The sequence below is a fragment of the Alicycliphilus denitrificans genome (assembly GCF_044792555.1).
GTDB classification, from domain to species: Bacteria; Pseudomonadota; Gammaproteobacteria; order Burkholderiales; family Burkholderiaceae_C; genus Alicycliphilus; species Alicycliphilus denitrificans_A.
Map to the genome: position 1 here is coordinate 2157130 of NZ_CP126238.1, position 22414 is coordinate 2179543.

The 22414-nt window shown below is 69.1% G+C and carries 23 protein-coding genes; 15 read left to right on the forward strand and 8 right to left on the reverse strand.

From position 1 onward, the window contains the following. Positions 1 to 7: 7 nt before the first annotated feature. From P7644_RS10195 to P7644_RS10210, 4 genes are all read right to left on the reverse strand, one after another. On the reverse strand, positions 8 to 589 hold the full coding sequence (locus P7644_RS10195) for a peroxidase-related enzyme (RefSeq protein WP_404298794.1): 582 nt from the start codon (positions 587 to 589) through the stop codon (positions 8 to 10). Positions 590 to 605: 16 nt separating this feature from the next. Next, positions 606 to 1274, reverse strand: a complete 669-nt coding sequence (locus tag P7644_RS10200; protein WP_404298796.1) for a tRNA-uridine aminocarboxypropyltransferase — start codon at positions 1272 to 1274, stop codon at positions 606 to 608. Then, the gene (locus P7644_RS10205; protein WP_404298798.1) at positions 1271 to 1876 is read right to left on the reverse strand and encodes a class I SAM-dependent methyltransferase; all 606 of its coding nucleotides are present in this window, start codon (positions 1874 to 1876) and stop codon (positions 1271 to 1273) included. Before P7644_RS10205 ends, P7644_RS10200 begins: the two co-directional genes overlap by 4 nt. Before the next feature lie 83 nt (positions 1877 to 1959). After that, positions 1960 to 3165: an MFS transporter gene (locus P7644_RS10210; protein ID WP_404298800.1), complete on the reverse strand. Its 1206-nt coding sequence runs from the start codon at positions 3163 to 3165 to the stop codon at positions 1960 to 1962. 325 nt (positions 3166 to 3490) lie between these two features. On the opposite strand from P7644_RS10210, the gene P7644_RS10215 reads away from it, so the two are divergent. From P7644_RS10215 to P7644_RS10285, 15 genes are all read left to right on the forward strand, one after another. Next, positions 3491 to 4276 (forward strand): energy-coupling factor ABC transporter ATP-binding protein, encoded by a 786-nt coding sequence (locus P7644_RS10215; protein WP_404298802.1) that lies wholly within the window; start codon positions 3491 to 3493, stop codon positions 4274 to 4276. Between the two features lie 15 nt (positions 4277 to 4291). Then, positions 4292 to 4885: an energy-coupling factor transporter transmembrane component T gene (locus P7644_RS10220; protein WP_404298804.1), complete on the forward strand. Its 594-nt coding sequence runs from the start codon at positions 4292 to 4294 to the stop codon at positions 4883 to 4885. A 227-nt stretch (positions 4886 to 5112) separates the two neighbouring features. Then, entirely contained in the window at positions 5113 to 5697 is a 585-nt protein-coding gene (locus P7644_RS10225) for a biotin transporter BioY (RefSeq protein WP_404298805.1), read from the forward strand. Beyond that, positions 5694 to 7175 (forward strand): AMP-binding protein, encoded by a 1482-nt coding sequence (locus tag P7644_RS10230; protein WP_404298808.1) that lies wholly within the window; start codon positions 5694 to 5696, stop codon positions 7173 to 7175. The genes P7644_RS10225 and P7644_RS10230 overlap by 4 nt, the downstream gene beginning before the upstream one ends. After that, on the forward strand, positions 7172 to 8338 hold the full coding sequence (locus P7644_RS10235) for a thiolase family protein (RefSeq protein WP_404298810.1): 1167 nt from the start codon (positions 7172 to 7174) through the stop codon (positions 8336 to 8338). Before P7644_RS10230 ends, P7644_RS10235 begins: the two co-directional genes overlap by 4 nt. After that, complete coding sequence (locus tag P7644_RS10240) at positions 8338 to 9036, forward strand: nitroreductase (RefSeq protein WP_404303173.1); 699 nt, start codon at positions 8338 to 8340, stop codon at positions 9034 to 9036. The genes P7644_RS10235 and P7644_RS10240 overlap by 1 nt, the downstream gene beginning before the upstream one ends. Positions 9037 to 9073: 37 nt before the next feature. Then, positions 9074 to 13153, forward strand: a complete 4080-nt coding sequence (gene hrpA, locus P7644_RS10245; RefSeq protein WP_404298812.1) for an ATP-dependent RNA helicase HrpA — start codon at positions 9074 to 9076, stop codon at positions 13151 to 13153. A 37-nt stretch (positions 13154 to 13190) separates the two neighbouring features. Further along, complete coding sequence (msrA, locus tag P7644_RS10250) at positions 13191 to 13739, forward strand: peptide-methionine (S)-S-oxide reductase MsrA (RefSeq protein ID WP_404298814.1); 549 nt, start codon at positions 13191 to 13193, stop codon at positions 13737 to 13739. A 125-nt stretch (positions 13740 to 13864) separates the two neighbouring features. Then, complete coding sequence (locus tag P7644_RS10255; protein ID WP_404298815.1) at positions 13865 to 14116, forward strand: CopG family transcriptional regulator; 252 nt, start codon at positions 13865 to 13867, stop codon at positions 14114 to 14116. A 3-nt stretch (positions 14117 to 14119) separates the two neighbouring features. Continuing rightward, positions 14120 to 14548, forward strand: a complete 429-nt coding sequence (locus tag P7644_RS10260) for a TA system VapC family ribonuclease toxin (protein WP_404298817.1) — start codon at positions 14120 to 14122, stop codon at positions 14546 to 14548. Positions 14549 to 14664: 116 nt separating this feature from the next. Continuing rightward, positions 14665 to 15255, forward strand: a complete 591-nt coding sequence (locus P7644_RS10265; RefSeq protein WP_404298818.1) for a sugar transferase — start codon at positions 14665 to 14667, stop codon at positions 15253 to 15255. A gap of 24 nt (positions 15256 to 15279) precedes the next feature. Next, positions 15280 to 15555 carry a plasmid stabilization protein gene (locus P7644_RS10270; protein ID WP_404298820.1) on the forward strand — a complete coding sequence of 92 codons (276 nt, stop codon included), beginning with the start codon at positions 15280 to 15282 and terminating at the stop codon, positions 15553 to 15555. Continuing rightward, positions 15542 to 15838 (forward strand): type II toxin-antitoxin system RelE/ParE family toxin, encoded by a 297-nt coding sequence (locus P7644_RS10275; protein WP_404298822.1) that lies wholly within the window; start codon positions 15542 to 15544, stop codon positions 15836 to 15838. The genes P7644_RS10270 and P7644_RS10275 overlap by 14 nt, the downstream gene beginning before the upstream one ends. Before the next feature lie 174 nt (positions 15839 to 16012). Continuing rightward, positions 16013 to 16675, forward strand: coding sequence for an acetyltransferase (locus tag P7644_RS10280; protein ID WP_404298823.1), 663 nt, complete (start codon positions 16013 to 16015; stop codon positions 16673 to 16675). A 93-nt stretch (positions 16676 to 16768) separates the two neighbouring features. Beyond that, positions 16769 to 17269 (forward strand): flavodoxin family protein, encoded by a 501-nt coding sequence (locus P7644_RS10285; protein WP_404298825.1) that lies wholly within the window; start codon positions 16769 to 16771, stop codon positions 17267 to 17269. On the opposite strand, the gene phnE is transcribed toward P7644_RS10285, so the two are convergent. The 4 genes from phnE to P7644_RS10305 form a co-directional block, all read right to left on the reverse strand. Next, entirely contained in the window at positions 17266 to 18855 is a 1590-nt protein-coding gene (gene phnE, locus P7644_RS10290) for a phosphonate ABC transporter, permease protein PhnE (protein ID WP_404298827.1), read from the reverse strand. The genes P7644_RS10285 and phnE overlap by 4 nt on opposite strands. After that, positions 18846 to 19658, reverse strand: coding sequence for a phosphonate ABC transporter ATP-binding protein (locus P7644_RS10295; RefSeq protein WP_404298830.1), 813 nt, complete (start codon positions 19656 to 19658; stop codon positions 18846 to 18848). Before P7644_RS10295 ends, phnE begins: the two co-directional genes overlap by 10 nt. Before the next feature lie 293 nt (positions 19659 to 19951). Continuing rightward, complete coding sequence (locus P7644_RS10300; RefSeq protein ID WP_404298831.1) at positions 19952 to 20848, reverse strand: putative selenate ABC transporter substrate-binding protein; 897 nt, start codon at positions 20846 to 20848, stop codon at positions 19952 to 19954. A 107-nt stretch (positions 20849 to 20955) separates the two neighbouring features. Next, positions 20956 to 22215 (reverse strand): MFS transporter, encoded by a 1260-nt coding sequence (locus P7644_RS10305; RefSeq protein ID WP_404298833.1) that lies wholly within the window; start codon positions 22213 to 22215, stop codon positions 20956 to 20958. Positions 22216 to 22414: the final 199 nt, after the last annotated feature.

The window sequence follows — 22414 nt, forward strand, 5'->3', positions numbered from 1 at the left end:
TTCCGACTCAGGCCTTCTTCTCGCGCGGTATCCGGCCCATCAGGTAGAACTCGGGGTTGGGCTGCATGCCGGCAAAGCTGGCCATGCGGTTGGACAGGCCGAAGAACGCGGTGATGGCGGCGATGTCCCAGATGTCCTCGTCGTCGAAGCCGTGGGGGTAGAGCGCCTCGAAGTCGGCGTCCTCGATCTCGTGCGCCTGCTTGCAGACCTTCATCGCGAAATCCAGCATGGCCTTCTGGCGCGGGCTGATGTCGGCCTTGCGGTGGTTCACCGCCACCTGGTCGGCCACCAGGGGGTTCTTCTCATAGATGCGCAGGATGGCGCCATGGGCCACCACGCAGTACAGGCACTGGTTGGAGGCGCTGGTGGCGGTGACGATCATCTCGCGCTCGCCCTTGGTCAGGCTGCCTTCCTCCTTGAGCATGAGCGCGTCGTGGTAGGCGAAGAAAGCGCGCCATTCGGCGGGCCGGCGCGCAAACGCCAGGAACACGTTGGGAATGAAGCCGGCCTTCTCCTGCACCTCCAGGATGCGCGCGCGGATGTCCTCGGGCAGGGTGTTCAGGTCGGGGAAGGGATAGCGCTCGGCCATGTTGTCTCCTGAGGGTTCATGTAGGTGGGGTGGCGTTGAGCATAGCCGAGCGTGCCGCGGGCCAGTACGCCTGCTGCTGCGCCATGAAGGCCTGCATGGCTGCGCCCAGGGCGGCGGTTCCGGGGTTGGCGGGATCCAGCTGTTGCAGCGCCAGTTGCGCGGCCTCCAGCGTCGATAGCTGGTGCGGTGCATGCGCTTTGCGGATGGCGTAGCGCGACGCCGGTGGCGCATGCAAGGCCAGGCGCGGCAGGGCCTGCAGCTGGGGATTGGCCCACAGCATCTTGCGGCTTTTGCGCCAGGTGCCGTCCAGCACCACGAGGCGCAGTCGCTCGGGGCAGGCCAGCCAGCCGGGCGGCATTGGCGCTGGGGCGGCGCCGGGTGAATCGTGCGGCGTGGCCGGGTACAACAGCACTGCATGGCGCGGGGCCTGGCGGTCGGCATCGCTCCACGGCTCTATCAATGCCTGCGCCAATGCATCGGGGGCGAAGGACTCGCCCACCAGCAGGCGGCTGCCCGGCAGGCACAGGTGCAGCAGCCGCGCCGTGCCCTTGGCCTGGTGCCGCTCCAGCGGGTGCATCAGGATCAGCACCTGCACCCGGTGCGCCACCGGCCGCACGGCGGTGCACAGGCAGGCGGCAGCGGGACGCTGGCAGCGCGGGCACAGGCTGCGGCGCGTGCCGGTCACGGGCCCGGGGTCTCCAGCGCAAACAGCGGCACCTGCGCGCGGTGGCTGAGCCACAGGCCGCCGCCCATGTCGCTGAAGTGCCGCGCCAGGCCCCGGCGGTACAGGGCCGCGCGGTGGCGGTACTGGCGCGCGTCGGTCAGGTCCTCGTCGATGGTGCCGCGCTCGTAGTCCTCCAGCGTCACGGCCTCCAGGTACAGGGCGCCCTGGCACAGCCGGCCCAGGTTGTCCAGCGCAAGCCGCAGATCCTGCGCGCCCAGGTAGGGCAGCACGCCCTGGCAGATCACGAAGTCGAAAGGCGCGCCCGCCTGATAGTCCACCACCGAGCCGCGCTGCCAGCCGAAGCGCTCGCACAGGTAAGCGCTGTATTCCACTCCCTGGTACTGTGCGCCGGGCAGATGCCGGGCCACCAGATCGCGCCACAGGCCGATGCCGCAGCCCATGTCCAGCACGCGCGCCACGGGCACGCGCAGGTAGTGCAGGTAGCTGCAGACGAAGGCGCCCAGCCGCTCGGTGTGCGCGGGGTCGATCACACGGGTCTTCTTGTCGAAATAAAAGCGCTGGTAATACGCTTCGTCGAACCATTGCTCGCTGGCTGATTGCACGCGTGCTCCTGATGAATGTTTAGGCATTTTTGGCGCTTAAGGCTTATCCATAAAGCGCGAATAGCTATATAAATTGAAGTGACTTAACCCTGTGCATGGGCATGCTTGCGCTGGCGCAGCCCCTGCCACGCCAGCAGCGCCAGCACCACGGCGACCATGGGCAGCATGCCGGCGTTGATGCCGTTCCAGCCCACGCTGTGCAGCAGCTGGCCCGAGCCGAACGAGGCCACGGCCACGGTGCCGAACACCAGGAAGTCGTTGAGCGCCTGCACCTTGGCGCGCTCGGATGGGCGGTAGGCCTCGGCCAGCAGGGCCGTCGCACCGATGAAGCCGAAGTTCCAGCCCAGGCCCAGCAGCACCAGGGCGCCCCAGAAATGCGTCAGCGCCAGGCCCATCAGGGCCAGCGCGCCTGAGGCGGCGATCAGCAGCAGGCCCAGCCCGGTGATGCTGCGCTTGCCAAAGCGCTCGATCAGCCGCCCCGTGAAGAAGCTGGGGCCGAACATGGCCAGCACATGCCACTGTATGCCCAGCGCGGCCTCGCCCACGCTGTGGCCGCAGCCCACCATGGCCATGGGCGCGGCGGTCATCAGGAAGGCCATCAGGCCGTAGCTGACCACGCCCGCGGTGGCGGCGACGATGAATTGCGGCGTGCGCGCGATCTCCGCCAGGGGCCGTGCGCCGTGGGCCGCGGCCTTCGGGGGCGCGGGCGGCAGGCGCAGCAGCATGAGGAGCGGCAGCGCCAGCAGGGCCAGGGCCGCCTGGCTGTAGAAGCTGCCGGCAAACGGCGTGGCGGGCAGGGCGTCGCGCGTCCAGATCACCACCTGCGGGCCGATGACGGCCGCGATCAGGCCGCCCACCATGACGCGCGAAATGGCGCCGGCATGCCGCGTCGGGTCGGCCACGGCGTCGATGGCGGCAAAGCGGTAGCTCTGCACGCAGGCGCCATAGAAGCCCGCCAGGGCCGTGCCCAGGCAGAACAGCGTGAAGTCCGACTGGCTGATGCCCCAGGCCGCTACCAGCCCCGACAGCATGCCCATCACCGCCCCCAGCAGATAGGCCGTGCGCCGCCCCGCGCGGTGCATGAGCCAGGCCGCCGGCAGCGTGGACAGGGCCAGCCCCAGCTGGTACAGGCTCACGGGCAGGGTGGCGGCGGAGGGCGTGCTCGACAGCATCTGCCCCACCAGTCCGCCGAGCGAAATGATGATCGGTGGCGAGGCGCCGCCCAGGGACTGGACGGCCACCAGCAGGCCAAGGTTGCGGCGCTCTAGCGCGGAGGAAGTTGTCGTCATGGGAATGGAGGAGGGTACGAAGCTGTGGCGAGCGCCTATTGTGCGTGCTCGCGTCCATGCGGCGCGTGTTCTGCAGTGGATATTGCGTGCGTCATGAGGAGGAATGATGGCAGATGACGCCAAGAAGCCGTGGTGTTCCTGTATTTGGCGTTATTTCGCACGGAGCAATCCCTATCTGGCGCTAATTTTGCTGCTGGTTAAGCGCTTTTGACGTCATGTTTTGAGCGATAGATAAAAGATTTTGTTGAAAAATGCTTACTTTTGAATGCTTTATCGAAACTTTTCATGCGGTTAGAATTTGCGCAATACCTGCTTTGGATTCCGAATGCCGCCTGTCGCCTTTGTGTCTGCCGCCGCCGCAACGCCCTTGCTGGAGCTGCGGCAGCTGCATTTGCGCCGGGGTGCAAGCCAGGTGTTTGCCGACCTGAGCCTGAAGCTTGATGAGCCGCGCATCGGCCTGATCGGCCACAACGGCGCGGGCAAGACCAGCCTGCTGCGCCTGCTGTGCGCGCTGGAGCTGCCTGGCAGCGGCCAGGTGCTCTCGCAGGGGCAGGATTTGCACGCCTTGCCCCAGGGACAGCTGCGGGCCAGGCGGGTGGGCATGATGTTCCAGAACCCCGACGACCAGATCATCTTCCCCACGGTGGAGGAGGAGTTGGCCTTGGGCCTGCAGCCGCAGGGCTTGGCGCGGCGCGAGGCGCTGGCGCGTGCCCGCGACTTCCTGGCCGCGCGCGGCCTGGCCGACTGGGCCGCGCGTGCCGTGGGCAGCCTGAGCCAGGGCCAGCGCCAGCAGGTCTGCTGGCTGGCGCTGTTGCTGGCCGGGCCGCGCACGCTGCTGTTGGACGAGCCCTACGCCAGCCTGGACCTGCCGGGCCGGGCGCGGCTGGCCGACGACATCGCCGGCTGCGCGCAGCAGGTGCTGGTGTCCACCCATGTGCTGGATCCCGTGCGCGACTACCCGCGCGTGATCTGGCTGGATGCGGGCAAGGTGCGCGGCGATGGGCCGGGGCGCGAGGTATGCGCCGCCTACGAGGCGGCCGTGGCCCAGGAGGTGGCCCATGCCCGTACCGTGGCGCGTGCTGTCCACGCGGGCATGCGCGTGGCTGCATAGAGGGATCGGTGCGCCATGGGCAGTCTCTATAGCGAACACCTCACCTGGCTGCACCGCTGGCCCGCGGGCCGCAAGCTCGCCTGCATGGCGCTCCTGGGGACGCTGCTGTTCCTGCTCTCGGCCCCCTGGGTGCTGGCGGCGGCCGCTCTGGCCTGCGCGCTGCTGTGGCGCAGCCTGGGGCCGGCCACGCGCGTGGCGCGGCGGCTCATGGTCTCGGTACTGGCGGCGGCGGCCTTGGTGGCCGTCTTTCACCTGTGGCTGGGGCGGCCCGATGTGGCGGCCGTGAGCGCGCTGCGCCTGGCCTGCGCCTCCACGCTGGGCGTGGCGCTCACCGTGAGCACGCGCCCCACGGACCTGCTGCTGGTGCTCGACGGCCTGCTCGCGCCCCTGGCGCGCCTGGGCCTGCGGCCCGAGCGCTGGTCGCTGCAGCTGGCCCTGATGCTGCGCTTCACCGAGCATTTCTTCGTGCAGTGGAAGCGGCTGGACGAAGCCCACCGCCTGCGCACCGGCCGCCCCGGCGGCCTGCGGCTGATCGCGCCGCTCACGGTGCAGATGCTGCAGGCCGCCAGGCGCGTGGCCGACGCCCTCTACGCCCGCCTGGGCGGGTGAAGGCCGTTTTTTCATGGCTCAAGTAGTGATATCTGTTGATTCGCCTGGCCACGGCATGCAATGTCTGCAGAGCCCGTCATCCCCGCGCAGGCGGGGATCCAAGTGCTGCACAAGCAGTTGTTTCGTCACTGCGGTGGATCTCCCCGCTTTCGCGGGGATGACGGCGGTTTACTTGTCAACAGAAATTGCTACTTGAGCCATTTTCATAACCAACCCAAGGATCTTCCATGACCACTGCCGTATCCCGCAAGGCCTCCCACTCCATGGCGCTGGTGGCGCTGTTCGCCGCCCTCATGGCCGTGATGGGGCTGATCCCCAAGATCGACCTGCCGCTGGGCGTGCCCATCACGCTGCAGTCGTTGGGCGTCATGCTCGCCGGCTGCCTGCTGGGCGCGCGCCGGGGCTTTCAGGCCCTGCTGCTGTTCCTGGCGGCGGTGGCGGCCGGCCTGCCGCTGCTGGCGGGCGGGCGCGGCGGTCTGGGCGTGTTCATGGCCCCTTCGGCCGGCTACCTGGTGGGCTATGCGCTGGCCGCGGGCGTGACCGGTGCGCTGATGCGCCTGCTGCCTCAGGCCACGCCGCTGCGCACGGCGGTCAGTGCCTTCATCGCCTCGGCACTCGGCGGCCTGGTATTCCTGCATGCCATGGGCATCGCGGGCCTGGTGCTGCTGGCGCAGATGCCGCTGGACAAGGCCTTCATGGCCGACCTGGTGTTCGTGCCGGGCGACCTGATCAAGTGCGTGCTGTGCGCCGTGGTGGTGCACACCGTGGCCAAGGCGCTGCCGGACTGGCAGTTTGGCGGGCGTGAGCGTTGAGCGCGCCGCTGGCATCGGCTCCCGACGCGGGCACGCAGCGGCTGCTGGCCGGTGACACGCTTTCGGGATTGTTTGCCTGGGTGCACGGCCCGCTGGCGCACTGGGCGCGCACGCGGCCCCAGGCACTGGCGCTGGCCAATGAAAGCTGCCGCCTGGGCTTTGCCGAGCTGCACGCGCGCGTGCAGGCCCATGCCCGCCGGCTCGATGCCGAGGGCGCGCCCGCCACCGTGCTGCTGCAGGGGGACGCCGGCACGCTGGAGGGCGTGGTGGCCTTCCTCGGCGTGGTCGCCAGCGGGCGCTGCGCCGCCATGGGCGACCCGCAATGGCCGGCCGGCGTGGCCCAGGCCGTGGCGGCAGGCCTGTCCGCCGGCCGCGGCGCGCAGGCCGAGGCCACGCCGCTGTCGCCGTTCTACATCGGCTTCACCTCGGGCAGCACGGGCCTGCCCAAGGGCTTTGCGCGCCACCATCGCTCCTGGGCCGAGAGCTTTCGCGTCAGCCTGCAGGACTTTGGCCCCGCCGCCGCCGCGCGCGTGCTGGCTCCGGGGCGCATGTCGCACTCGCTGTTCCTGTTCGGCGCGCTGCTGGGGCTGTGGACCGGCGCGGGCGCGCTGCTGCAGGAGCGCTTTTCCGCGCCGCGCGCGCTGGCTGCGCTGCAGGCCGGCGGCGCGCCCCTGCTGGTGGCCGTGCCCAGCCAGCTGGTGCTGATGCTGGAGCATGCCGAGCGCAGGCAGCTGGCGCCTATCGAAGGCGTGGAGCTGGTGCTGATCAGCGGCGCGCGCTGGCTGCGCGAGCGCACGCCCGCGCTGCGGCAGCTGTTCCCGCGCGCGCGCATCGTGGAGTTCTATGGCGCGTCCGAGGCCAGCTACATCGCCTGGATGGACGCCGACCCCAGTGCGCCCGCGCAGGCCGTGGGCCGGCCCTTCAGCAATGTGGACCTGCATATAGGCTCGCATCCGCACGGCCCGCCACTGCCGCCCGGCCAGCCGGGGCTGATCTGGGTGCGCAGCCCGATGCTGTTCATGGACTATGTGAACCGGGGTGATGCGACGGCTGCCTTGCGCGCGGGCGAGTGGCTGTCGGTGCGCGACTTCGGCTATCTGGACGCCAGCGGCCTGCTGCACCTGTGTGGGCGCGAAAGTCGCATGCTGGTCACGCAGGGCAAGAACCTGTTCCCCGAGGAGGTCGAGGCGCGCCTGCTGGTCCACCCCGCCGTGGCGCAGGCCAGCCTGCAGGGCGCGGCCGACGGCCTGCGCGGCACGCGCGTGCATGCCGTGCTGCAGTGGCAGGGCGGCGCGCCGCCGCCGACTGCGCTAGACCTGGCCGCCTGGTGCCGCGAGGTGCTGGAGCCCTTCAAGGCGCCGCGCCACTGGTGGTTGTGGGCGGGCGACTGGCCGCAGACCGCCAGTGGTAAGACCGACCATGCGGCCATAGGCCGCGCGCTGGCGGGCGCGTCGCCTCTGCTGGAGCCCTGGCTATGAACGCCATGCCGATCCTGGCCTGGGCGCGCACGCCCGTGGCGCCCGTGGGCGGGGCGCTTGCGGCCTGTGCGCCGCACGAACTGGCGGCCCCGCTGGTGGCGCGCCTGCTGGCGGATGCCGGGCTGCCCGCCGGGGCCGTGGACGCCGTGGTGCTGGGCAATGCCCTGGGCGCGGGCGGCAACCCGGCGCGCGTGCTGGCGCTGGCCGCCGGGCTGCCCGAGCGCACTCCCGCCATCACGCTGGACAGCCAGTGCTGCGCCGGCCTGGACGCCATCACCCATGCCTGCGGCCTGCTGGCCCTGGGCCAGGCGCAGGTGGTGCTTGCCGGCGGCGCTGAAGGCTGGAGCCGCGCGCCGCTGCGCATGCGCCGCCCCCTGCAGGCCGGCGCGCTGCCCGTGCCCTACGAGCAGCCGGCGTTCACGCCCTGGCCCGCGCGCGACCCCGACATGCTGCAGGCCGCGCACGATGGCGCGCGGCGCCTGGGCCTGTCGCGCAGCGCGCAGGACGCCTACGCCCTGGCCAGCCATGCGCGCGGCCTGGCCGCACGCGCGGAGATGGCCGCCGAGATCGTGCCCCTGCGCGGCCTGGCGTATGACGCCTATCCGCGTACTTTGAGCGCCGCGCGCGTGGCGCGCATGCCGGCGGTGGCGGGCGCGAGTGCTGCGGACGGCACGGACTGCAGCCTGAGCACCGTCGCCGTGTCGCCCAGGGCCGACGGCGCGGCCCTGCTGCTGCTGGCCACGCCCGCGGCCTGCAAACGCCTTGGACTGTCCCCGCGCGCGCATTGGCGCGGCGCGGCCAGCGTGGGCGGCGCGCCCGAGTCGCCCATGCTCTGCGCCGTGGACGCGGCCCGCGCGGCGCAGGAGCGCAGCGGCTGGCGCCTGGACGCGCTGGACGCGCTGGAGCTGCACGACGCCTTTGCCGTCCAGGGCCTGGCGTTCTGCCGCGCCTTCAGCCTGCCGCACGAGGCCATCAACCGCGGCGGCGGCGGCCTGGCGCGCGGCCATCCCATAGGCGCATCGGGTGCGATCGCGCTGGTGCGCGTGCTGGCGCAGCTCGACGGCCGGGCACGCGCGCAGGCAAGGACGCTGCGCGGCGTGGCCTGCATTGCGGGCGCGGGCGGCCTGGGCACGGCCGCATGGGTGGAGGTGGGCGCATGCTGATGACGGAACCCCTGGTGTTGCACGAGGCGCAAGACGCCTTCGAGGCACTGGCGCAGGCGCGCCATTCCGTGCGCGCCTTTCTGCCGCGGCCCGTGCCTTTGGCGCTGCTGCAGCGCCTGCTGGCCACGGCGCGCCTGGCGCCCAGCGGCGCCAACCTGCAGCCCGGGCGCTTCTGGGCCGTGGAGGGCACCGCGCGCGAGCGCCTGAGCGCCGCGCTGTGCCAGGCCTGGCGCGACCAGGTTCCAGAGGCCGAGGACTACGGCTACTTTCCCCGTCCCATGCCGCTGCAGCTGCGCAAGCGCCAGGTGGCGGCGGCGCAGGCGCTCTACGGCGCCCTCGGCGTGGCGCGCGGCGACGAGCAGGGGCGGGCGCTGCAGTTCGAGCGCAACTTCCGCTTCTTCGATGCGCCCGTGGCCCTGGTCGTCACCATCGACCGCGAGTTCGGCGCCGGCGGCTTCATGGACCTGGGCATGTGCTTGCATGGGCTGATGCTGGCCGCAGAGGCGCAGGGCCTGGCCAGCTGCGCCATCGGGGCGCTGGCCAGCTACCCGCAGATCGTGCGCGACGCCCTGGGCCTGCCCGCCAGCGAGCTGGTCGTGTGCGGCATGGCCCTGGGCTGGGAGGACGCGCGGGCGCCGGTCAACCGCACGCGCACCGGGCGCGAGCCGCTGCAGCGCTACTTCAGCGTGCTGCGCTGAGCGGCGGGGCCGGGTGGCTGGGATAATCGCCGCCCCTATGCCCCTTTCGATCACCTTCCCCGAGTCACTTCCCGTCTCCAGCCGCCGTGAGGAAATCATGGCGGCCATGGACAAGCACCAGGTCATCATCGTCTGCGGCGAGACCGGCTCGGGCAAGACCACGCAGCTGCCCAAGATTGCCCTGGCGCTGGGGCGCGGCAAATGCAACGCGCCCGAAGGCCAGCGCGGCCGGCTGATCGGCCACACCCAGCCGCGGCGCATCGCGGCCAGCAGCGTGGCCAAGCGCATCGCCGAGGAGCTGAAGACCGCGCCGGGCGAGGTGGTGGGCTACAAGGTGCGCTTCGCCGACACGCTGCAAAAGGGCGCCTCGGTGAAGCTGATGACCGACGGCATCCTGCTGGCCGAGACGCAGACCGATCCGTTGCTGAAAGCCTACGACACGCTGATCATCGACGAGGCGCACGAGCGCAGCCTGAACATCGACTTTCTGCTGGGCTACCTGAAGCAGATCCTGCCGCAGCGGCCCGACCTGAAGATCGTCGTCACCTCGGCCACCATCGATGCCGAGCGCTTTGCCAAGCACTTTGAAGGCAAGCAGGGCCCCGCGCCGGTGATCATGGTGTCCGGGCGCACCTACCCGGTGGAGATGCGCTGGCGGCCGTTTGAGGAAAAGAAGGACTACGACCTGAACGACGCCATTGCCGATGGCGTCGATGAGCTCTGGGCCGGTGGGGCGGGCGGCGACATCCTGATCTTCCTGCCTGGCGAGCGCGAGATCCGCGAGGCCGCGGACCATTTGAGAAAGCACCTGCAGCATTCGCCGGTGCTCAGAAGCGCCGAGGTGCTGCCGCTGTTCTCGCGCCTGTCGCAGGCCGAGCAGGACCGCATCTTCGACAGCCACAGCCACCGGCGCATCGTGCTGGCCACCAACGTGGCCGAGACCTCGCTCACCGTTCCAGGCATCAAATACGTCATTGACGCAGGAACGGCGCGCGTCAAGCGCTACTCTTTCAGGAGTAAAGTCGAGCAGCTGCTGGTCGAGCCCATCAGCCAGGCCGCCGCCAACCAGCGCGCCGGGCGCTGCGGGCGCGTGGCCCACGGCATCTGCATCAGGCTGTATGACGAGCAGGACTTCAACCAGCGCGACCGGTTTACCGACCCAGAGATCCTGCGCTCATCGCTGGCCGGCGTGATCCTGCGCATGAAGAGCCTGGGTCTGGGCGACGTGGTGAACTTCCCGTTCCTGGAGGCCCCCTCGGGCCGCGCCATTGCCGACGGCTACCAGCTGCTGCAGGAGCTGGGCGCGGTCGATGAGCGCGGCAACCTGCAGCCCATGGGGCGCGAGCTCGCCAAGCTGCCGCTGGACCCGCGCGTGGGCCGCATGATTCTGGAGGCGCGCGGGCGCGGCGCGCTGGCCGAGGTGCTGGTGATCGCCTCGGCGCTTTCCGTGCAGGACGTGCGCGACCGGCCGCTCGAAGCCCAGGCCCAGGCGGACCAGGCGCATGCCAAGTTCGACGACGAGAAGAGCGAATTTTCAGGCTATGTGCGCCTGTGGCATTGGCTGATGGACGCGCGCGGCGGCAAGGTGGTGGCGACCAGCCGCAAGGAGATGGCGGCGCAGGCTGCGGCGCCGGGGCGGGCCAGGAACCAGGCTTTCTTGCCCGTGAACCAACGCTCGGTACACCCTCCCCCTCTGGGGGAGGGCAGGGGTGGGGGGCAGCGCCCTATGTCAAGCAGCCCCCATCCCAGCCTTCCCCCAAAGGGGGAAGGAGTAATACCCCCGACAGCCGACACCCACAAGCTCAGCAACCGCCAGTGGGAGCAGCTGCTGCGCCAGAACTACCTGAACATCCGCCGCGTGCGCGAGTGGCGCGACATCCATTCGCAGCTGCTCACCGTGGTGCGCGAGCACCAATGGCAGCTCAACGCCCAGCCCGCCGGCTACGAGGCCGTGCACCTGTCCATGCTCTCGGGCCTGCTGGGCAACATCGGCTTCAAGGGCGAGGAGAGCGAGGCCTACCTGGGCGCGCACGGCATCAGGTTCCACCCGCACCCCGGCGCACACCTGAACAAGAAGCCCGGGCGCTGGATCGTCGCCGCCGAGCAGGTGGAAACATCCCGCCTGTATGGCCGCGGCATTGCCGCCATCGAGCCGCAATGGCTCGAGGAAGTCGGCGGCCATCTGCTGCGCAAACAGCTGCTCGACCCGCACTGGAGCAAGAAGCAGGCCGACGTCGTGGCCTATGAGCGCGCTACGCTCTACGGCCTGGTGGTCTACAACAACCGCGGCGTGAGCTACGGCCGCGTCGATCCGCTGGAGGCGCGCCAGATGTTCATACGCCGCGCCCTGGTCGAGGGCGAGTGGGAGACGCACTGGCCCTTTCTCGCGGCCAACCACAAGACGGTGCGCAAGGTCGAGGAGCTGGAGCACAAGAGCCGGCGCCAGGACGTGCTGGTCGACGACGAGCTGATCTACGCCTTCTATGACCAGCATATTCCCGAGGGCGTCTACAGCGGCGCGACCTTCGACAAATGGTTTCGCGCCGCCGGCAAGGAGCAGCCGGGCCTGCTAGTGCTGTCGCGCGACGAGCTGATGCGCCACGAGGCGGCGGGCATCACCACCGACAAATTTCCCAAGACCGTGAAGCTCGGCGGCGTGGACTGCTCGGCCAGCTACCTGCACAGCCCGGGCGACGCGCGTGACGGCATCACCGTCACGGTGCCGCTGTTCGTGCTGAATCAGGTCAGCGAGGAGCGCGCCGAATGGCTGGTGCCCGGCATGCTCAAGGACAAGATCCAGGCCCTGCTGAAAAGCCTGCCGCAGCGCCCGAGGAGCCGCTTCGTGCCGCTGTCCGAGCATGCCGAGCGCCTGGCGCAGCTGTTTGCCCAGGAGGAGCGCTGGAGCCGGGGCGGCCTGGTCGATGTGCTGTTGAAGCAGGTGCGCGATGAGACCTCGCTCGACGTGAAGCGCGCCGACTTCAAGCTGGATATGCTCAGCCCGCACCTGTTCATGAACCTGCGCATCACCGACGAGCATGGCCGCCAGCTCGGCCAGGGGCGCAACCTGGCCGCCCTCAAGGCCGAATGGGGCGGCAAGGCGCGTGGGGCGTTTCAGGCACTGGCGGGCTTGAAGCTGGGACTTGCTCCCTCTCCCTCTGGGAGAGGGGGGGGTGAGGGCAAGTCCCAGGGCGCGCCCGTCCCCGCTGCCGCCACCACGGCCACCGGCCCCCACCCCAACCCTCCCCCAAAGGGGGAGGGAGCGAAAACCGAGCAGCGCCACACAGCCTGGGACTTTGGCGAGCTGCCCGAGCTTATGGAGATCAAGAAGGGCGGCCAGACCCTGATCGGCTTCCCGGCCCTGATCGACCAGGGCGATGCCGTGGCCATCGAGGTTTTCGACGAGCCCGAGGTGGCTGCCGCGCGCCACCGCCTGGGCCTGCGCCGCCTGTGCGCGCTGCAGATCAAGGACGCGCTCAAGTACCTGGAAAAGAACATCCCCGACCTGCAAAAAATGGCCGTGGCCTACATGCCGCTGGGCACGCAGGAGGAGCTGCGCGCGCAGATCATCGATGTGGCCATGGACCGCGCCTTCCTGCAGGAGCCACTGCCTGTGAACGAGGCGCAGTTCAAGCAGCGCGTGCAGGACGGGCGCGCCCGCCTGACCCTGATCGCGAGCGAGGTGGCGCGCCTGGCCGGCGTGATCCTGCAGGAATACGCCAGCGCCCAGCGCAAGATAAAAGATACAAAAAACGCACCAGAAGCCACACAGGACGAGGGCAGGCAGCTACAAATCTTGATGCCAAAGAACTTCATCGCCCAGACCCCCTGGGCACAGCTGCAGCACTTTGCGCGCTACCTGAAGGCCATCACCGTGCGCCTGGACAAGTACCGCGCCGACCCGGCGCGCGATGCCGCCAGGCTCAAGGAGCTGCAGCCGCTGGAACAGCGCTACTGGCGCCTGGTGGCCGAGCGCAAGGGCCAGCAGGACGCGCGCATGGCGGAATACCGCTGGATGCTGCAGGAGCTGCGCGTGAGTTTTTTCGCCCAGGAGCTGCGCACACCGTATCCGGTGAGCAGCAAGCGGTTGGACAAGGTCTGGTTCCAGCTGGTGTCCTAAAACTAAGATGTGCGCCTGTGTTTCAAGGAGTGAGTCCATGTCCCAAGCATTGCAGACCATCACCCTGGGCGGCGGTTGCTTCTGGTGCACCGAGGCCGTGTTCGACCGCGTGCGCGGCGTGACCGATGTGCAAAGCGGCTACGCCAATGGCGATGTGGCCGAGCCCAGCTACGAGCAGGTGTGCTCGGGCACCACGGGCCACGCCGAGGTAGTGCGCGTCACCTTCGACCCGGCCCAGATCGGCGTGCGCGAGATCCTGGAGATCTTCTTTGCCACCCATGACCCCACGACGCCCAACCGCCAGGGCAACGACGTGGGCACGCAGTACCGCAGCGCCATCTTCTACACCGACCCGGCCCACAGGCAGGCGGCCGAGGAGCTGCTGCGCGAGCTGGCGCAGGGCGGGCCATGGGGCGCACCCGTGGTGACGCAGCTGCAGGAGCTGCTCACCTACTGGCCGGCCGAGGACTACCACCAGGACTACTTTGCCAAGCACCCCGGCCAGGGCTATTGCGCCTTCGTCGTGGGGCCGAAGGTGGAGAAATTCCGCAAGACCTTCGCACACCACTTGAAGCCTGGAGCCTGAGAGACTGAGAGGAAATCGCCCGCGCACTGGACAACCAAGCGGAGCACCTGGAATGACGAGAGACTCGCATCATGATGCATCTGCATCTTGATGCAATAAAATTATTCTCCTCAAGGAGAGCCTTCATGCGAACGACCGTTGATTTGGATATGGATGCGTTGCTGGCCAGCAAAGAGCTGGCGCGGGCGGAAGGGGTCAGCCTGGGCAAGGTGATCTCGCGCCTGGTGCGCCAGGCGTTGACCGGCTCGGCGGCTGCCGTGGCGGCTGACAGCGCGCCCTATGCGGCATCGGCTACCGGTTTTGTGCCGTTTGCCCCGCGTGGCGTGGTGGTGAGCAATGAGCTGATTGACAAGCTGCGCGACGGCGAAGGGGTGTAGGCGGTGCGTGTATTGCTGGATGTGAATGTCCTCATTGCCTTGCTGGATGGCGCGCATGTGCATCATCAAAGAGCAACCACTTGGCTGACGCAGAACCTGCACCACGGCTGGGCGTCTTGTCCGCTGACGCAAAACGGGTGCCTGCGCATCATGGCGCAACCGGCCTACCCCCAGGCCTTGCCGCTGCATGCGGTGGCCGAGCGCCTGGCCCAAGCCATGGCCACGCCTGCACACCTGTTTATTGCCGATGATTACAGCCTTTTGGAGGCGGGGGGCTTGCATTGGCAACGCATATTAGGGCACCGGCAGGTGACGGATGCGTATCTTCTGGGCTTGGCGGTGCGTCACCAGTGCCGTTTTGTCAGCTTTGATGCCCGGGTGGACTTGGCCGTAGTGCCTGGTGCGACCGCTGGGCATTTGTGTGTGCTTTAGCGGGTGGTTGCTGCTCACGTCTTGGGCATCGTGACCCAAGACCATGTCCACATTGGCAGATGCTTGCTTGGATTGGAGAAGTTAATGGGTTTGAATTTTTTTGATTGCCTTGTGAAATGAAACGCTTGTTTGACTTCACCGCCGCCGCGCTGGGCCTGATCCTGCTGGCCCTGCCGCTGCTGGTGCTTATCCTGCTCATCCGCCGCAAGCTGGGCAGCCCGGTGTTTTTCCGCCAGGTGCGCCCGGGGCTGCATGGCCAGCCGTTCGAGATGGTCAAGTTCCGCACCATGACGGATGCACGCGGGCCCGATGGTGTGCTGCTGCCCGATGCCCAGCGGCTCACGCCCTTTGGCCGGTTTTTGCGTTCCACCAGCCTGGATGAGCTGCCAGAGCTGTGGAACGTGCTCAAGGGCGATATGAGCCTGGTGGGACCGCGCCCTTTGTTGATGGAGTATTTGCCGCTGTATTCGCCCGAGCAGGCCCGCCGCCATGCGGTGCGCCCAGGGGTGACGGGCTGGGCCCAGGTCAATGGCCGCAACGCCATCAGCTGGGAAGACAAATTCAAGCTGGACGTGTGGTACGTCGATCACCAGTCGCTGTGGCTGGACATCAAAATTTTGTGGCTGACGGTGAAAAAGGTCCTGGTGCGCGAGGGCATCAGCGCGGCCGGGGAAGCGACGATGGGAAAATTCACGGGTAGCCACTAAAGCACCACGCGAGGAGTACATGCCATGGCAATGACGGCAAGCATCCATTATGAAAACGCCAATTTCCTGCGTGACCTGGCAGAAAATTTGCCGCAGGTGCGCCCCCAGGGCTATAGCGCAGCCCAGGTGGCTTTGCTGCAGCGTTTGGCGGATGAAGAACTGGCGCAAGCGCAGCATGATGAGTGGATCCGCCGCAAGGTGGCCTCCGCCAAAGCAGATACCCGCCCAGGCCTGACGACGCAGGAAGTGCGTGCCAGTCTGCAAAGCCGGTTTGAAAGACTGCGCGATGTACCGCGTTGAATGGAGCGCAGCTGCCCATGAAGACATTGCAGTCCTGTTTGACTACGTAGCCGAACATGCCGCGCCACAGGATGCTTTGGATTTATGCGAGCGCTTGTTGAGCAGTACCGAGAAGCTCCCCCTCTATCCACGTTTGTATGAAGCTGCTCCTGAGTATGGCGAAGGCATACGCCGTATCAGCTTGATGGGCCAGCATGTGTTGTACGAGGTCGATGACACGCAACATGTTTGCGTCGTGTTGGCCGTCGTTGGGCAAAGGCAGAACGCCAGAAGTATCCGCTGATCGGCGACGGGTGCGCGAGGGCATCAGCGCGGCCGGGGAAGCGACGATGGGGCGCTTTACCGGCAGCCCCGATCGCTCGGATGGCAAGGTATCGTTTTACGCATCAAATATGCGTTTTCCCCTTATTTGAAAAGCGTTAATAGCTATCAATAATGAAATAAAAGGAGGCTTTCCATGTCTCACCCAGATGATTTGTATGCCGTGTATGGCGCCAGTGGCTGTGGGCGTGGAGTAATGCCTTTGGCGCGCCAGCAGTTGGCCCAAGCCGGGGTGGGGGCTGAGCGCCTGGTGTTTGTGGACGATGCGCCGGGGCCTGTTGCAGTGAACGGCCAGCGCCTGCTGAGCTATGCGCGCTTCTTGGCCGAGCCGGCGCGCCAGCGCCACGCGGTGCTGGCCATTGCCAACAGCGCCGTGCGCGAGCAGTTGGCGCTGCGCTGCGCGCAGGATGGTGTGCGGCCCTGGGCCGTGTCTGCCGCCAATGTGGTGCGCATGGATGGGGTCGAGCTGGGCGAGGGCGCCATCCTCAGCCCCTTCGTCACGCTGACCAGCAATATCCGCATCGGGCGGCACTTTCATGCGAATTTGTATAGCTATGTGGAGCATGACTGCGTGCTGGGCGACTTCGTCACCTTTGCGCCGGGCGTGAAGTGCAACGGCAACATCGTGGTGCAAGACCATGCCTACATCGGCACCGGCGCTGTCATCAAGCAGGGCCAGCCGGGCGCGCCGCTGGTGATTGGCCGCGGCGCCGTGGTGGGCATGGGCGCGGTGGTGACCAAAAGCGTGCCGCCGGGCGCGACGGTGGTGGGCAATCCGGCAAGGATGCTGCAGCGGTGAGGGTGCTTGCCCGCCTGCCTGCGGATGGCAGCGCCATGGCCGAGCAGTTGCCGTCGGCGTGCTGCGGATCGGCGCAGGCGTGACAATGCGCGCATGAGCGCACCCAAGATCCTGCTGATCGTCTACCACTCGCTGACCGGCGGCACGCACCAGATGGCGCAGGCCGCGTGCGCAGGCGCCGGAGCCGAGCCCGGGGTGGCGGTGCGCCTGCTGCACGCGGCGCAGGCCACGCCCGATGACGTGCTGGCGGCGCAGGGCTACCTGTTTGCCACGCCCGAGAACCTGGCGGCCATCAGCGGCCAGCTCAAGGACTTCTTCGACCGCTGCTACTACCCGGCCCTGGACCGCATCAACGGCCGCCCCTATGCCAGCCTGATCTGCGCCGGCAGCGACGGCCAGAACGCGGCGCGCCAGATCGCGCGCATTGCCACGGGCTGGCGCCTGAAGGAGGTGGCCGAGCCGCTGATCGTCTGCACCCACGCCCAGACGCCCGAAGCCATCCTGGCGCCCAAGCAGATCGCGCCCGATGAGCTGGAGCGCTGCCGCGCGCTAGGCGAGGCGCTGGCCACGGGGCTGGCCCTGGGCGTGTTTTAGGGCCTGTTCATACCCCGGCGCAGTGCCGCGCTGGCCCAGTCCACCGCCACCGACAGCGCCAGCATGGCCAGGATCACCGTGCCGGCCTGCGCATGGTGGAACAGCGACAGCTCCACATACAAGAGCTGCCCCAGCCCGCCCGCGCCGACGAAGCCCAGGATGGCGGCCATGCGGATGTTCATCTCCCAGCGGTACAGCGTGTAGGCCACCAGCTGCGTCGCCGCGCCCGGCAGCGTGCCGTACAGGAAGGCCATGGCGCGACCGCCGCCGGCCTGACGCAGGGCGCGCGCGGCGGTGGGCGGGGTGTTCTGCAGTGCCTCGGCGTACAGGCGGCCCAGCACGCCCGTGGTGTGCAGCGCCAGCGCCAGCACGCCGGCAAACGGCCCCAGGCCCACGGCCAGTGCCGTGAGCGTGGCCCACACCAGCTCGGGCACGGAGCGCAGCAGGTTCAGCAACAGGTTCCACGGCGCGCGCCGCGCGGGCAGGGCCAGCAGCAGCCCCAGCAGGGCGGCCAGCAGCGTGCCCACGACGGAGATGGCCAGGGTCTCCCACATGCCGCGCGCCACCTGGCGCAGCCAGCCGCCGCCAAGCTCGGGTGGAAAGAAGCCGGCGGCAAACTCGCCCATGCCGCGCACGGCCTCGGCGGTGAAGAGCGCGCCCAGGTCCATGTCCAGCAGCCACAGGCTGGCCGCCAGGCCGCCAGCCAGGGCCGTGACCAGCAGCGCGCTGCGCCAGCCCAGCGGCATGGGGCGTTCGGCGGGCGGCGCGTCCAGCGCGCGGCGCAGCGCGCCCGACAGCGCATCGGCCGCCAGCACCAGCAGCATGAAGGTGATGAGGATGGTGCAGGCCTCGCCGCCGTTGAGCATCTTCATGGCCTGGTCCATGAGCTGGCCCAGCCCGCCCGCGCCCACGAAGCCCATCACCACCGAGGCGCGCACGGCGCATTCCCAGCGGTACACGGTGTAGGAGGTCAGTTCGCGCGCCGCCTGCGGCAGCAGGCCGTAGAGCAGGGCCAGCGGCCGGCGCGCGCCGCTGCGCGCCAGGGCCTGGGCGGGCGCGGCGTCCACCGACTCCAGGATCTCGGCATACACCTTGGCCAGCATGCCGCCGTAGGTCAGTCCCAGGGCCAGCACGCCCGCGGCCGGCCCCAGGCCGAACACGCGCACGAAGAGCAGTGCCCACACCAGCTCGGGAATGCCGCGCAGCAAGGTGAGCAGGCCGCGCACCACGGGGTTCAGCGTGGGGCGCTCGCGCGCCGCGCCCGTGGCCCAGTAGGCCAGGGGCAGGGCCAGCACGAAGGCCAGCGTCATGCCGGCCGTGGCGATGGCCAGCGTCTCCAGCGTGGCGCGCGCCAGGTAGCCCATGAACTCGGCGTCGGTCTCGGGCGGCAGGAACTGGGCCAGAAAGCCGCCCGCCACGCGCAGGTTCTCGGGGGCGAGCAGCGCCGCGGGGTCAAAGCCCGCCGCCTGCAGCAGCGGCCACAGCAGCAGGGCGGCCAGCAGCAGGGCCGTGGCGCGGCGGGGCGCGGAGGGGTCGCGCAGCCGCCGGGGATTGCTCGCGGTGCGGGCGGCGGGCGTCAGCGGCATGCGTTGTAGGCGGGCATGGGCGAAGGGGCGTGCACGCCCGGCGCGGGGCCGCCGTCCGCCTGGGCGCCGTCATGGGCATACAGCGCCTGCAGCTGCGCCTCGGTCACCTCGGCGGCCGGCAGGTCGAAGGCGATGCGCCCGCCGCGCAGGCCCACCACGCGTGGGAAGCAGGCCAGCGCCAGGTCCACTGCGTGCAGGCTGGCCACCAGCGTGGCGCCGCGCGCGGCGCAGTCCTGCACCAGCAGCCGCACGGTGGCCAGCGCCAGCGCGGGGTCGAGGGCGGAGACGGGCTCGTCGGCCAGCAGCAGCTGTGGCCGCTGGTAGAGCACGCGGGCAATGCCCACGCGCTGCAGCTGTCCGCCCGAGAGCTGGTCGCAGCGCGCAAACAGCTTGTCTTCGAGCAGCACGCGCGCCAGCTGCGCGTGCGCGCCGTCCAGGTCCATGGGGTAGAGCAGCGAGGCCAGCGCCTTCCACGCGGGCCACTGGCCCAGCCTGCCGGCCAGCACCGCCGTGACCACGCGCTGGCGCGGCGGGATGGGCGGCGCCTGGTGCACGCTGCCGATGCGCGCGCGCAGCGCCCGGGCCGGCCGCGACGTGCCGGCAAGGCGCGTGCCCAGCACGCTGGCTTCGCCGCGGGTGGCGGGCAGCGCCGTGCCCAGCACATTGAGCAGCGTGGTCTTGCCCGCGCCGGAGGGGCCGATCAGCGCCACGGCCTCGCCCTGGCGCGCGGCCAGGGTGATGCCGTGCAGCGCGTGATGGCCGCCGGGGTGCAGCAGGTCCAGGCCGTCCAACTGAAAACTCATCGGTGCTCTTTATTAAATAGCTACTAACGCTTGCATGGCAAGTGCTGGAGACTGATTTGGCTGATTAGGTACTTATCTCAGTGCGTCTGCGCCTTACTCCCTCCCCCTCTGGGGGAGGGCTGGGGTGGGGGCCAGTGGCGTAGGTGCACATCAAGCGCCTGTCTTGTGCCAGCAGCCCCCATCCCAGCCTTCCCCCAGAGGGGGAAGGAGTCTGAGACATGTCGCTAATCAGGCTGATTTGACTACATATGCTGCGGCAGGCCGCGCAGGGACGGACCGGACGCGGCGGAGGTTTACTTCAGCAGGCCCGCGGCCTTGGCGGCGTCCTGGATGCCGTCGTAGTTCTCGGGTTGGGTGGCAATGAAGCGTGTGGCGCGCTGCAGCTCCAGGATGGCCTTGTGCTCGGGTCGGGCCGCATCCAGCGCCAGGAAGGCGGCCTTGAGCTTCTGCACCACGGCGGGGTCCAGGTCGCCGCGCACGGTCCAGTTGTAGTCGAAGTAGGGCGGCGTAGTGGCGAACACGCGCACCTTGGCCGGGTCCACCTTTTTCGTCTCCACGAGCTTGTCCCATACCGAGGCGTTGAGTACGCCGGCCTCGGCCTTGCCCGCAGCCACGAAGGCCACGGTGGCGTCGTGCGCGCCGGAGTAGGCCACGGTCTTGAAGTCCCGCTCGGGCTGGATGCCGGCCTGCTGCAGGTAGTAGCGCGGCATCAGGCTGCCCGAGGTGGACGAGGGCGCGCCGAAGGCAAAGGTCTTGCCCTTGAGGTCGGCCAGGCCCTGGATGGCGGGGTCGGCGGTGATGAAGCGCGAGGTGAAGCGCGCGTCTTCCTCGCGCTGCACCAGCGGGATGGCCGTGCCGCCGGTGCGGATGCGCGCCTGCACGTAGGTGAAGCCGCCCAGCCAGGCCAGGTCCAGCTTGCGCGTGGCCAGCGACTCGACCACGGCCGCATAGTCCGACACGGGGGTGAACACCACCTTCATGCCGGTGGCCTGTGACAGGTATTCGCCCAGCGGCTTGAACTTGCGCTGCAGCTCGGTGGGCGCCTCGTCCGGAATGGCGGACACGCGCAGCACCTGCGGCTCGGCGGCCCGGGCGGTGGTGGAAAGCAGGGGGGAGAGGCTGGCGACAGCGGCGGCGGCTGCGGCAATACGGCGCAGCGCCGCACGGCGTGCGGTCGTGGAATAGGGCATGGATGGAAAGGGTCTGAGGGAGTTGAGTGCGCTGCCGGGCATTCCCGGCGTGGTGTGCGCAGGCGCTCGATTGTGACGCAATCCGCCCGCGGCCCTGGCCGGCCCGGCTATGCCGCGGCCCGGGCTGCGGGCTGCGCCGGCGGGTGCCGCCCCGGCAGCAGCAGCGCCACGCCGGCCGCCAGCATCAGCAGCGCCCCCGACAGGCCGAATGCAATCCAGTGCGTGCCGAAATGCTCGTAGCCCCAACCGCCGAGCCAGGAGCTGAGCGTGGCGCCCAGCTGGTGGCCCAGGTAGGCCCAGCCGTAGAGCACGCCCACCAGGCGCACGCCGAACATGTCGGCCAGGATGGCCGAGGACAGCGCGATGGCGCCCGCCCAGGCGATACCGCCGATCACCGAGGTGCCATACAGCTCCAGTGCGTTGCCGGCTAGCAGCAGCGCGAAGAAGCCCAGGCCGCGCATGCAGAAGATGCCGGCCAGCAGCTTGCGCCGCGGCAGACGGTCGGCCAGGTGGCCCAGCACCATGGTGCTGGGGATGGCCACCAGCCCGATCAGGCCAATCCCGAAGGCGCTGGTGGTGGCGTCGAAGCCGTGGTCCATGAGCATGGGCATGCCATGCGTGCCCAGCAGGTTCATGCTGAAGCCGCAGGCGAACAGGCCCAGCGTGATCTTCAGGAAAGTGCCCGTGCGCATGGCCTGCAGCGCCGTGTAGTGCTGGCCCGCGGGCGCCACGGGGTTGGCCGCGGGCCCCTGGCCGGGCAGCGGAGCGTCGCCATCGGGCGGGGCCTGGTCCTTGATCACGAACAGCGCCGCGGGCACGGTGATGGCGGCAAACAGGGCGGCAAAACCCAGCAGCGTGGCCTGCCAGCTGGCATGCTGCAGCGCCAGGCCGAGCGCGGGCGTCATGATGGCGATGCCGGCCATGGAGCCCGTGGACAGAAAGAACAGTGCCATGCCCCGGCGGCGGTGGAACCAGCGGGTGATCACGGGCGTGAGCGCCACGGGGCTGGTGAAGGCCGCGCCGACCGACATCAGGATGCCGAAGCTCAGCAGCAGCTGCAGCGGCGTGCGCGCGTTCGCCGCCCACAGCGTGGCCAGCACCAGCATGGCCGTGCCCGACAGCAGCACGAAGCGCGTGCCCCGGCGCGCCACCAGCCAGCCCGCCAGCGGCATGGCCACGCCATAGCACAGCATGCCCGCGGCGACGATGGACGACAGCAGGCTGCGCGAGAAGCCCAGGTCCTCGGCCATGGGCAGGAACAGCGGGCCGAGGCCCAGGCGCAGGCCCACGGTCAGGGTGGTGAGCACGGTGGCCGCGGCCACGATGTTCCAGCCGAAGTACCAGCGGGCGGTGTTCTGAGGAGGCATGAGCAAGGGGCTTGGGGGCCGGGAAATGTTGTCCAGCCTTTGGTTGTACGCCATGCATGCCGTGGCCGCGCCCGCGGGGCATCGTAATTCACGGGGTGTGTATTCGTGTAAGGAGGTGGAGCAGGCCAGGGCCCTGGCCGGAGCCTCGAGGTGAAGACCGGTTCATGGCGCGGGGTGCGCTCAATGGGTGCGTCGCGAC